General features: G+C 43.1%; 12 protein-coding genes. 6 read left to right on the top strand and 6 right to left on the bottom strand.

The annotated features are described in order from the left end of the window. Positions 1-97 precede the first annotated feature (97 nt). Entirely contained in the window at positions 98-958 is an 861-nt protein-coding gene (locus tag EKM76_RS04915) for an ROK family protein (RefSeq protein ID WP_125549588.1), read from the bottom strand. Between the two features lie 258 nt (positions 959-1,216). Here EKM76_RS04915 and EKM76_RS04910 point away from each other — a divergent pair, with 258 nt between their 5' ends. From EKM76_RS04910 to EKM76_RS04895, 4 genes are all read left to right on the top strand, one after another. Continuing rightward, positions 1,217-2,086 carry an N-acetylneuraminate lyase gene (locus tag EKM76_RS04910; protein WP_125549587.1) on the top strand — a complete coding sequence of 290 codons (870 nt, stop codon included), beginning with the start codon at positions 1,217-1,219 and terminating at the stop codon, positions 2,084-2,086. 29 nt (positions 2,087-2,115) lie between these two features. Further along, positions 2,116-2,802 carry an N-acetylmannosamine-6-phosphate 2-epimerase gene (locus EKM76_RS04905; protein ID WP_125549586.1) on the top strand — a complete coding sequence of 229 codons (687 nt, stop codon included), beginning with the start codon at positions 2,116-2,118 and terminating at the stop codon, positions 2,800-2,802. A 164-nt stretch (positions 2,803-2,966) separates the two neighbouring features. Continuing rightward, positions 2,967-3,806 (top strand): MurR/RpiR family transcriptional regulator, encoded by an 840-nt coding sequence (locus tag EKM76_RS04900; protein WP_125549585.1) that lies wholly within the window; start codon positions 2,967-2,969, stop codon positions 3,804-3,806. Between the two features lie 149 nt (positions 3,807-3,955). Next, positions 3,956-5,407, top strand: a complete 1,452-nt coding sequence (locus tag EKM76_RS04895) for a CPBP family intramembrane glutamic endopeptidase (protein WP_125549584.1) — start codon at positions 3,956-3,958, stop codon at positions 5,405-5,407. Between the two features lie 183 nt (positions 5,408-5,590). Here EKM76_RS04895 and EKM76_RS04890 read toward each other — a convergent pair whose 3' ends face one another. The 5 genes from EKM76_RS04890 to EKM76_RS04870 all read right to left on the bottom strand — a co-directional run bounded on the left by EKM76_RS04890 (position 5,591) and on the right by EKM76_RS04870 (position 9,582). Then, a complete protein-coding gene (locus tag EKM76_RS04890; protein WP_125549583.1) occupies positions 5,591-6,292 on the bottom strand; it encodes a DUF554 domain-containing protein in 702 nt (233 codons plus the stop codon). Positions 6,293-6,409: 117 nt separating this feature from the next. Beyond that, a complete protein-coding gene (locus tag EKM76_RS04885; protein ID WP_125549582.1) occupies positions 6,410-7,144 on the bottom strand; it encodes an energy-coupling factor ABC transporter ATP-binding protein in 735 nt (244 codons plus the stop codon). Continuing rightward, entirely contained in the window at positions 7,141-7,944 is an 804-nt protein-coding gene (locus EKM76_RS04880; protein ID WP_125549581.1) for an energy-coupling factor transporter transmembrane component T, read from the bottom strand. The genes EKM76_RS04885 and EKM76_RS04880 overlap by 4 nt, the downstream gene beginning before the upstream one ends. Further along, positions 7,934-8,893, bottom strand: a complete 960-nt coding sequence (gene cbiM, locus EKM76_RS04875; protein ID WP_125549580.1) for a cobalt transporter CbiM — start codon at positions 8,891-8,893, stop codon at positions 7,934-7,936. Before cbiM ends, EKM76_RS04880 begins: the two co-directional genes overlap by 11 nt. A gap of 23 nt (positions 8,894-8,916) precedes the next feature. Then, a complete protein-coding gene (locus tag EKM76_RS04870; RefSeq protein WP_125549579.1) occupies positions 8,917-9,582 on the bottom strand; it encodes a Crp/Fnr family transcriptional regulator in 666 nt (221 codons plus the stop codon). A gap of 275 nt (positions 9,583-9,857) precedes the next feature. On the opposite strand from EKM76_RS04870, the gene larA reads away from it, so the two are divergent. Then, on the top strand, positions 9,858-11,132 hold the full coding sequence (gene larA, locus EKM76_RS04865) for a nickel-dependent lactate racemase (protein ID WP_125549578.1): 1,275 nt from the start codon (positions 9,858-9,860) through the stop codon (positions 11,130-11,132). A 1-nt stretch (position 11,133) separates the two neighbouring features. Next, positions 11,134-11,877 carry a nickel pincer cofactor biosynthesis protein LarB gene (gene larB, locus EKM76_RS04860; protein ID WP_125549577.1) on the top strand — a complete coding sequence of 248 codons (744 nt, stop codon included), beginning with the start codon at positions 11,134-11,136 and terminating at the stop codon, positions 11,875-11,877. Positions 11,878-12,104: the final 227 nt, after the last annotated feature.

The following is a 12,104-nucleotide window of genomic DNA, read 5'->3' as shown; positions in this document are numbered from 1 at the left end:
AACCCTCGGCTTAACTCGAGGTTATTACTAGCGGTTGAATTTATGAGCGATTCATTACATCCAGTACCTTAGCACAATAAAAAATATTTGTAAACGCTTAATTATAAAAATCAGCAACGGCACCAAATAATTGAGCTTGGTCTGCTAACTGGGTGACACGCAGCTCAGTTTGACATAAATCAGGCGGTAATAGTGGGTCTAGTGCTTGATTAAGTAGGGCCAATAAGAAGTCACCTTGTTGCGAAACGGCGCCACCAATCAAGAGAATTTCAGGATCAAATAGCAAAATTATATTGGCTAGGCCAGTGGCGACTTCCGCCGCCCAGTTATTGATGATCGTGGTAAATGGTGTTTCCTGCTGCCGCGCCTTAGCAAAGGCTTCGGGTACGCTGGTTTTGTGATCAATTAATTGATGTTCCAAGGTTAAAGTCGACGCTCTTTGTTCATAATTGGTCTGTGTCTGCGGGTCATAAAGCGTGTAGCCCAAGGAATTAGCCGTGGCGTGGGCACCATTTAGTAATTGGCCATGATCTAAATAAGCACCACCGATGCCAGTGCCTAAAGCGACGCAGTAGACGGCAGCTTTTCCTTGTGCTGCACCAGCTAATTGCTCGCCGAGTAAGGCGGCATCAACGTCATTAACGACGACTACCGGCAGACCACTTTGCTGTTCTAGTGCTTGTTTCAATGGCGTTCCTTGGTAGCCAGGAATGGTGGGGCCAGCATACTGAATCTGACCTTCGTCACCAACGATGCCAGCAGTGCTGATACCAATACCACTTAAAGTATATTGTTGCTGGTAAGTTGCGGTCAGCGCCTGTAATTGCTTAAGAATGTGGCCAGCACGGTTATGTTCAGTTGAACAACGCCCACCAGCACTAAGCTGGAGCTGTTCATCGACTAAACTGTACTTGATCGTCGTACCACCAATATCAAAAGCTAAAAAAAGTTTACTCATCAGATCATCTCATTTTCTATTAGATGCGGTTTTTATTGGATGAATTGATTTTATGGTAGCATGTAATAATTATTTTCTCAAATTAAAATATTAATAATTTATATTTTCACTGATATGAAAGTGATGATGGACTATTATGATAATTTTTACCGAATATTTAACTTGAAATACTTTTTACCTTGTTGTATTCTTCTTGGTGAGCGGTTGGATGAATTGAGCGATTCATTACAAAATTTAGAAAAATGAGGCTATTATATTATGAAAAAACTATATTCTGCACTAATGACAGCGTTTAACGAAGACGATACTATTAACGAAAGCGGTATCCGTGAAATGGTTCGCTACAATATTGATCATAACCATATTGATGGTTTGTACGTCGGTGGCAGTACTGGGGAAAGCTTCATGTTAAGTACTGCGGAACGCAAACAAGCTTACAAAATTGCTTATGATGAAACTGCGGGCAAAGCGGATTTAATTGCTCAAGTGGGGTCAGTTAACTTGAAGGAAGCCAAAGAATTAGCGAAATACGCCGTTGAACTCGGTTATAAAACAATTTCTGCCGTACCGCCATTCTACTATCATTTCACTTTTGAGCAGATCAAAGATTACTACGATCAAATCCTTGCAGGCTTGGATGTTCAACTGATCATCTACTCGATTCCAGCTTTGTCTGGGGTCACGCTTTCTTTAGCTGAATTTGCTAAATTATTTGAAAATCCTAAAATTATCGGCGTTAAATATACAAATAACGACTTCCTATTATTACAACGTCTACGTTCTGCTTTTCCTGATAAGAAGATCTACTTTGGGACTGACGAAATGTTGATCTCCGCTTTACCACTGGGTATTGATGGTGCGATCGGTTCAACCTTCAACTTAAACGCTGCTCGGGCTAAGGCAGAAATTGCAGCGTATGAAGCCGGCGACATGAAGAAAGTCTTTGAGTTACAGGATGTTAGCAATAAGTTTATCCTGGCGTTGATCGATAATGATATTTACCCAAGTCTTAAGTTGGTCTTCGAAGAAATGGGTGTTCATGCTGGTTATAGCAAAGCACCAATGAGCAAACCAACGGCAGAAATGCGTGCTGGTGCTAAAAAGATTTACGAACAATATATTAAATAAATTCTAGTAAGTAGAAAAGAGCCGTCATGATGACAAATACATTTTTAGAGACAGTAAAAGGAAAATTGATTATTTCCTGTCAGGCCCTACCAGATGAGCCATTGCATAGTTCGTTTATTATGGCGCGAATGGCACGGGCAGCTAAAAGGGCAGGCGCAGTTGGGATTCGCGCTAATTCGGTAGTGGATATTCAAGCGATTCAGGACGAAACAGACTTACCGATGATCGGTATTGCCAAAACAGATTATCCTGATTCACCAGTTTATATCACGCCGACGATGAAAGAAATGCGCGCAGTAGCAGCAACTGGCGTGGAAGTAGTTGCTTGTCAGGTGACGGGTGAACCACGGCCTAATGGTGAAAAATTGGCGGATATTGTGGCGCAATTTAAGCAGGAATTTCCGGATACGTTGTTAATGGCGGATACCGATATTCTGGAAAATGCCTTGATCGCGGACGAACTTGGTTTTGATATTATCGGTACCACCATGCGGGGCTACACGCCTAAGTCGCAGGGCACGAATGTTGCTGATAATGATTTCGAATATTTAAAGGCAGTATTGAAGCAAGTTAAGCATCCGGTAGTCGCTGAAGGTAAGATCGATACACCGGAAAAAATGAAGCGTTGCTTGGAACTTGGCTGTCAAGCAGTTGTCGTTGGTGGCGCCATTACGCGGCCATTAGAAATTGCTAGTCGGTTCATTGCGGCACTTTGATCAAAAGTTATTGTAGGAAGTACTATAATTATTAAGGTGACTTAATAATCGTAGTGCTTTTTATATTAAATTTTCTGGCTCAACTTGTATCATGGCGATGGGCAACAAATATGGTAAAATAATTTTTGGAAGCGGAACAGCGTTACAGCCCAAGGGGGTAAATAATGGTAGAACATGAAAATATTATGCAATTAGTGGAAGCGCAATACGTTGAGCTATCCCGGCAGGAGCGTAAGGTGGCGCTAAAGGTGCTACAAGAGCCAGAAAAAATCCAGCAATTAAGCATTAACCATTTAGCCGAAAGTGTTGGTGTTAGCAACGCAACGATCACACGTTTCGTGAAAAAAATGAAGTGTGCCAATTTTTATGAATTTAAAATTCAATTAGCCAAGGTGGGTGTATCGCCGGAACCAGCTGTTCCAACCAAAGGGACGATCGCGGACGACGTTTATGACTTTTATCAAAAAGTGTTGAAGGCGACGCAGCAGCTATTGGATCCGAAAACGTTAACTGAAGTCGTACAATTAATGCAGCACAGCCAACGTCTGTATTTATTTGGCTTAGGTAGTTCTGGCTATACCGCTAATGAAATGGCCCAGCGCTTGATCCGGATGGGCATTACTGCTTTTGCCATGACGGATAGCCACATGATGTATATTACCAGTGGCATTATGCAACGCGGCGATGTTATTTTGGTGCTGTCAACTTCGGGGAACACCAGTGAAGTTAACCAAGCAGTAACTGCAGCTAAAAAAAACGGTGCTCAAGTTATTGCAATCACTGGTTTTAGTCGTAGTCCGTTGGTCGAGCAGTCCGATTTAGCGCTGGTGGTTAAAAATAGTAACTTTGTTGATAATAGCCGCTTCGTTAATTCGCAATTTGCACTGACTTATGTTTTAGATATTATTACTACCATGCTACTCAAGGATGATCATTACCGCGCCAACATGGACCAAACCGTGGAAATGATCATGAATAATAAGCTGAAGAATAAAAAAGAGTGAAGCGGAAAACTTCAAAGAAGTCGCTAAAATTATCAATCTCGAATATCAGTAGGCAAATTTAGGTTATTCAGATTTGGCAAGATAAAATTGTTCTGCTATAGTTCAGTGTGAACGCTTTCGCATTGGCAAATTTTAGTGGGGTGATTTAATTGAAACGAAACGTGCCATTATTTATTGGTTGTACCGTGTTTCTAGCACTTTTTATATTGACGATTGCTGGTGTGATCACTAATTTAACTTTTAATTTATTTTCTGTTTCATTGGTCCCGGCGCAACAAATCGTTACTGAAGTCATTGTTTTATTATTCTGGTTAGGGCTGAATCACTTTTATTTACGGCAACGGGTTAGTTGGCGGTTTAGTTTTAGACGTTGGTATCTCGTTTTACCAGTTATTGTTGTTTTGCTAGGTGACGCGACCTTAAAGCCGCATTTCACGTTTGATTGGGCGCATATTTTATGGGCGCTGGGCCTTGGACTAGCAATCGGAGTGGTGGAGGAGTATGTGTTCCGCGGTTTGTTGGTCAATTATTTAGCGACGGAGTTTCGTTTGGGTGCAGGACTGACTGCTACCTTAAGTGCGCTGACCTTTGCCGTTGTGCATATCGCTAATCTAAGTGACGGTGACCTGATCAATACTGTGGCGCAGGTACTAGCCGCTTGTGGCATCGGCTTCTTCTTTGCGGTGATTTATTTGATCACGAAGAATCTATGGCTACCGATCATTGGTCACACACTGATCGATAGCTTTGATCAGTTGGCTTTTGGCACGTTAAGCAATACGGCTGGAACAAGCTTAGTAACCAGTAGCGTTTACGCCGTATTTTTTGTGCTACTAGGTGTTTATCTGTTAAGAAAAAATCGTTTGCAGCCGGGATTGCGACACGTGACTGAGCATCAGCCATCGTTTGGCCCACATTATTCGAATCGACGGCTGTGGATCGATCCCTGGAAAACGGTGTTAGTTTGCTTAATTCCGCCGTTAGAATTATTGATCGTTCCGCTAGCAATCAAATTAGTCCATGGTCAGCTCGGGCGGGTGATCATTATGGATCTCGTGTTCTTGCTCGGTTTTTGCGGTGCGCTTTGGTTGTATGGCTCGGTTTTGAAAGCCGACTGGCCACGATTTAAACGACATTGGTTGCGCAACAGCCTATGGGCAATTGGCGGTGTCTTCGTGTCGTACGCTATTTTAGCGGCTGTACGTTTGGTGTTGAAGCCATTAGCGGTTGGTAGCGGGCCAGATGTGCTCAGTATTCAACCCGCATTGGTTAGTTTTGCAGCTAGCTTGACCGTATTGCTGGCACCGTTTACCGAAGAAATTATTTTTCGGCATGCGCTTTTTTATCAATGGAAGCAACGCGGAATCTTGACTTGGCTAATGTTTATTCTCTCTGCAGTTTTGTTTGGTTTAGTGCACTGGAATAATTTTGACGGTAATATTATTGCAATGGTGCCGTACATGGCGGTGGGTGCGTGGTACGCGCTGATTTATTATTGGTCGCATAATATTTGGCAAAATATTATGACCCACTTTTTGTTTGATTTTATTCAGTTTTTAGGCGCTGTCTTGGTTTTGGTGGTGACCTTACTGCAAGGTTAAACTTGTGGATAACAATTAAAAAAGCAAAGTTACGCACACTTAGTGTTAATAACTTTGCTTTTTTTGTCGTTTACGGATAGTGGTCACTTTTATTGGTGGATAAGTCGGCAGTAATGTTGATAAGTTGAGTTTAAGGTGGAAAACTTAGTTAAATAAATCGTTGGTGGTCAGTGTTATGCACAGTTAGAAATAAAAATATTGAAGCGACTGAAAAATAACCATGAGCACTAAACTAGGTAGAAAATTAGATACGCGGATCTTGGTTAGGCGCATAACATTCAAGCCAATTGCGATGATCAACAAGCCGCCGATCTGGCTGATGCCGGCCATTAAAATTGTGATCAGCGTGTGTGGGACATAGCTGATCAGCACACTGGCAACTAGGGTGATCAAGCCTTGGTAAATAAAAACCGGTAAGCTGGAGAATAGAACGCCGAGCCCCAGCGAAGCGGTTAGCATGATCGCCATAAAGCCGTCCATGACAGCTTTGGTGTACAGCGTTTGATTATCGCCAGACACGCCACTTTGAATCGCACCGATGATCCCCATTGAGCCAATGACAAAAATCAATGTACTGGTAACAAAACCTTCAGCAAAATTACCGTTATTTTTAGCAAAGTGTTTCTGCAAAAAAAGTCCTAAATGATTCATTCGTTCCTCAATTTTTAGCGCTTCACCAAGCATGGCGCCTAGGCAGAGACTAATGATGATCAAAGTAAAGGCGTTTGTTTTTACTGCCATTTGTAAGCCAAGGGCAACCACACCAATACCGATGCCTTTAGTCACGGTATCCTTAGTTTGTTCACTAATATTTCGTAATACTGTTCCGAGTAGACTACCACCAATGATTGCTAAGCTATTGACCAAAGACCCTAATAAAATCATATTTGCCACCCCCAATTAAATGATAATTATTAAAATCGTATAATAAAATAGCGAAATAACAAATAGATTATACGTAAACAAACGTCATTAAGCGATTTTGCTTTAATGACGTTTGTTTTACAGTAAAGCTAATTCGGCCTCTAGCTCTGGTTTAGCGGCGAGTGTTGCTTGATCAACGTCATAGGCAATTTGGTGTGCTTCATTGAAAACAATAAAGCGCTGTGCGGTGGCTTTGATCTGCACGTAGTCATGGCTAGCAATCAAAATTGTTTTGCCAGCTTGCTGCAGTTGAGTCAGCAAATGGCGTATTTCTTGCTGTGCAGCGGGGGTCAGGCCATTTAGCGGTTCATCAAGGATCAGTACGCTGGGATTTAACGCCAGCACACTGGCGAGGGCGACCCGCTTTTTTTCACCGCCGGATAAGTGATAGGGTACGCGATCGCGTAATTGGCTACAGCCAGTTAGTTCTAGGCAATCGTTGACCCGCTGGGTGATTTCAGCTGGGCTTAATGGCAGTTGACGTAAGCCAAAGGCCACTTCATCGGCAACGGTTAAATTAAAGAGTTGCACATCGCTATTTTGAAAAACGAAACCAATTTGCTGATGAAATCGTTGCCGTTGCTGTGGTTTTTTTAGATAGGAGGCGTCGATCTGTGTTTGCTGGAAATAATAAGCCCCGCTGGTGGCGACCTTCAAGCCACTTAAAATATTAAACAACGTTGATTTTCCGGAACCATTTGGCCCCATGAAGCAAACAAATTCGCCAGCGGTAATTTCTAAATTAATGTTCGCTAATCCAGTACCATTAGGGTAGTCGTAGCTAAGCTGTTTTAATTTTAACGTGACGCTCACCTCCCAAATAGAAATAATAGGCCGAAAATAGCCAAATCAAGAATTATATACAAATTATCGCGCCACGGCTTGCGGGTGCGGGGAACTCTAGGGTATTCACCGATAAAACCACGCGCTTCCATGGCGGCATACAGTGCTAAAGCGTAGTCACGAGTTTTTAAGTATAACGTGCCAAAAAGCAAGCCGATCGTGCGGTAGGGATGCTTAGTTTGACCAACTGTCCGCAGCGTGACCGCCTGCAAAAAGCCCAGCAAAAATTCGCCTAGCATTTTCAAATAAGTCAGCGTAATATCGACCACAAAAATCAAGCCATTGGGGCAGTGTAGTTGCTGTAGCGCCTGGATCACTTGACTAAAGGTTGTTGTAGTACGGTAGTAATTGAGGTTAAGCAGGATCAACGCTGTTTTACTGGCGAATAGCCAGACGTTAGCATTTAATAACAAGCTAGGTAGAATCAGTAATAAAGCCATCGCAGCGGTGGTCAGCGTTTGGCGTAAAACGCGGCGCAAATAAAACTGCGGCAGCGTCAGTAATAAGCCTAGATCAACTAATAAAATTAGCCACAACAATAGTAAATTCTGATTAAGCGATAGCAATAAAACACTGCCGAAGGTGGTTAATAACTTGATTTGTGGCGGTAGGTAATGTTTTAACGCTGGTTGTGCTTGTTCGGCAGCTTGACTAAAGCGCGCCAATAGACCTTCTAACCGGTGACTGTTTTGCTCTAAAAAATGATGCCGACTACTGGCAGTTGGTAGTGGCGTGTTGGTGGTCAACCAGCTGGGTAACTTAGTGCTCATGCTGCAACACTCGCATTAAGACGGCAAAAATCAGAACTGCAGTTAAGGCGGATAAGATATAGCCCAACGGTAAATTTAAGCCGTGGATCGCGTAGTCACTGAATAAAGCATTGAAATGAACACCATGGGTCATGCCGACTGGTGCCGCAGTATGTAAACGGTGCGTCAATTCTTGATTACTCCATTCACCCCAGGCTGTGCCAGAAGCCAGTAAGCCCAGCGGTGAAAGAACGATCAAGCCAATTAATAAGCCGTAAAAAGCTTTAAATGATTTTGCAGTGGCCGGCGCTCGATACAACGTATCTGGCGCCGCTTTTTTGATAAATTGATAAACTAAAACGCTGAACAACGCTTCCACCCAACCAGCAACTAATAAATGAGCCAGCAACATGGCGGGAATCGTAATGTTAAGCCCATAAGGACAGTAAAGCGGCGTACCATTACTGCTATGTGCTAATAATGGCTGTAAGCCTAGCTCGATACTGGCAGTTAACGCCGCCAAATTAATTCCCACGTAGGCGCCGATAGCTAAGCCGATTTTTTCATGATGCAACCGGCGGCCGATTTGATAGCAGGCATAGCCAACAAAGGGCATGATCACCGCCATATTGAATGCATTGGCGCCGAACGTCAGTATACCGCCGTCGCCAAATAGCAACGCCTGCAGTAATAGGGTGAGCGACAAAGCCAAACAAGCTGCCCACGGACCTAACAGTACCGCCAGTAAAGTGCCACCCACCGCATGGGCAGTGGTGCCACCAGGAATCGGCAGATTAAACATCATGATCAAAAAAGCTAGCGCAGCGGCAACACCGATCAACGGCACGGTCTCTTTTTTTTCTTTGATCTGGGCTTTCACTTTAAGGACTGATACAGTCCAAATCGGCGCCATCGCCGTGAGCATCACGCCGCAAGTGGCAGGACTTAAATAATTATCTGGAATATGCAAGTAACTCGCTCCTTAACACTGTTTTAATTGGCAATATGATCGATCAAATAACTGATATCGGTGATGATGAATTTACGATTTTTCGTGGTCAGAGCGCCATCTTGTTTCAACTCGTTCAGCATCCGATTAACGCTACTACGTGAACTGATACCGCAGAAACCAGCAATATCATCATTAGTAACGCTAAAATCGATCAAAATACCTTCGGAAATTTGGCGACCAAATAAATCGATCAAGCTGTAAATAAAAGCGCACAATGCGCCTTTTTTTCCGTTCATCACCATACGTTGTAATCGAAAAATATTTTCTGACAACTTTTTGCGGTAATAATTTTTAATGTAATTTTGTAATTCAGGATTAGCATTAACGTATTTCCAAAACGTGACGCGATCAATTTGGTAGAAAGTGGCTTCATCTGATTCGACACGAACATTAAACGGTTGTGATGTGAATTTAGAAACTTCGTCGCGCAATAAAGAAATGACATCAGGCTTGGCAATATAGGATAAGTTGAATTCACGACCGTCCTGTAAAATAATACTGTTTTTGATGATCCCTTGTTTCAAAATGTAGGTGTAATGCTCAGAAAGCCCGTGATAAGTGAGATACGTATGTCGCTTTTTGTGAATCTCCGGAACGTGTTGGGCTTCAAGATAACTAATTAAATATTCAATATCGGTCAATACCATATCGTCTTCATTTCTTTCATGTAAGTTTTGAGAGCGTCGAATCGGCCTTTATATAGGTAGAAATGGAACGCGCTTTCATGCAAGTTAAGCTATGGTCGCCTCAAAATTACAATTACTTAACGTATCATAGTCTTTTGGCAAAAATTAGCGTCAGCATTTAAAGTATACATTTGTTAACCCACTTTGAAAATGCTAAACGTAGCAGACAAGCCGAAAAAAGATGCGTATAACTGAGAGTGCGTATAAAAACACATAAGAGGAAGAGGATGTCATCAATGGTAGCTATTGACTTACCATATGATAAAAAAACAATTACCGCCAACATTGCTGCGGAAAATTTTGCTGGTAAATTAGTTTCAGAGGCGGCAACATATCATAACGACTTTACCGAAAAGGAGACCGTCGAAAAGTCGTTAGACCACCCAATTGGTTCGGCGAGCCTGGAAGAACTAGCTCAGGGTAAGAAAAATATTGTTATCATTAGTTCGGATCACACGCGGCCAGTGCCCTCACATATCATTACGCCGATCCTGTTACGCCGGTTGCGCAGCGTTGCGCCAGACGCACAGATCCGCATTTTGGTGGCCACTGGTTTCCATCGACCATCAACGCATGAAGAATTAGTTAACAAATACGGTGCGGATATTGTGGCCAACGAAGAAATCGTTATGCACATTTCCACTGATGACAGTTCAGTGGTCAAAATAGGTCAACTCCCATCTGGTGGCGATTGTCTGATCAATAAAGTCGCTGCTGAAGCTGATTTATTGATTTCTGAAGGCTTCATCGAATCACATTTCTTTGCTGGTTTTTCTGGCGGTCGTAAGTCAGTTTTACCAGGGGTTGCGTCATATAAAACAATCATGGCCAACCATTCTGGCGAATTTATTAATTCAAATAAAGCGCGGACGGGTAATTTAATGCACAATCCGATCCATAAAGACATGGTGTACGCTGCCCGGACTGCTAATTTAGCTTTTATCATCAATGTAGTTTTGGACGAAGATAAAAAAATTATTGGCTCCTTTGCTGGCGACATGGAAGCTGCCCATAAAGTTGGCTGCGATTTTGTTAAAAAGTTATCCAGCGTTAAAAAAATTCCTTGCGATATCGCGATTTCGACTAATGGTGGCTTTCCGTTAGATCAAAATATTTATCAGGCGGTCAAAGGAATGACAGCTGCTGAAGCAACAAACAAAGAGGGCGGCACGATCATTATGGTCGCTGGTTCTCGTGACGGTCATGGTGGCGAAGGCTTTTATCATAATTTAGCTGATGTTGCTGATCCGAAAGACTTTTTGGAGCAGGCCATCAACACGCCACGGTTAAAAACAATTCCCGATCAATGGACCGCACAGATTTTTGCCCGAATTTTAGTGCATCATCACGTGATTTTTGTTTCTGACTTAGTTGACCCACAATTGATCACCGATATGCATATGGAACTTGCCACTTCGTTGGATGCGGCCTTAGCTAGTGCCTACAAACGCGAAGGTCAAGCGGCTAAAGTTGTGGTCATCCCTGATGGCCTCGGCGTGATCGTGCAATAACATGGAACAAACAGAGATGCAGGCATTGTTGCAGCAAGTCGCTAGCGGCCAAGTCACGCCAACAGCTGCTGGCGCGCAATTAAGTCAGTCACCGATCGCTGATATTGGTTATGCCCAAGTCGATCTCGGTCGGCAGCAACGCAATGGCTTTCCCGAAGTGATCTATGGTGCTGGTAAAACGGCAGCGCAGATCATTGGGATTGCGCAAACCTTGCAACAGCAAAATCAGCCGATTCTGATCACCCGCTTGTCAGTAGAAAAGTTTAATGCGGTGCAGGCGGCATTACCAGCGGCAACTTACTATCCGGAAGCCCGTTGTGCCGTTATTGGTACGGCGCTACCAGCAAGTGATAGCTATATTGCGGTGGTGACGGCTGGAACGTCTGATATACCAGTTGCCGAGGAAGCCGCCGTTACGGCGGAAACTTATGGTAACCGGGTGGAACGAATCTATGATGTTGGTGTGGCCGGTATTCAGCGTTTATTTAACCGACTTGATGTGATCCGCGGTGCCAAAGTGGTGATCGTGATCGCCGGTATGGAAGGGGCCTTAGCCAGTGTGGTTGGTGGCTTGATCGATAAACCATTGATCGCCGTACCGACGAGTATTGGCTATGGGACTAATTTTCAAGGACTGACCGCATTATTGACCATGTTGAATAGTTGCGCTTCTGGGATCACGGTGGTCAATGTGGATAATGGGTTTGGTGCTGCTTATTCGGCTAGTATGATCAATCATTTGTAAGCATCAAAAATTTATTAGTGCACTTGGCCAATAAATAATCTTAATTCTGTAATAGGAGTAAAAAATGCGAACATTATATTTAGCCGAGTTTACAATTGAAGTGCAACACCCAATGAACTAGACCAACTATAGACAAAAAGGCCATGAAGACCTATTCTTATAATCGCCAAGAAAATAAGAGAGTAGGTGCCTTCATGACCCAATCCCAGAGTACCATGTCTAGCCAT

Origin of the sequence: Loigolactobacillus zhaoyuanensis (assembly GCF_003946385.1) — a bacterium.
GTDB classification, from domain to species: Bacteria; Bacillota; Bacilli; order Lactobacillales; family Lactobacillaceae; genus Loigolactobacillus; species Loigolactobacillus zhaoyuanensis.
This window is presented reverse-complemented; position numbering and strand designations above follow the sequence as displayed.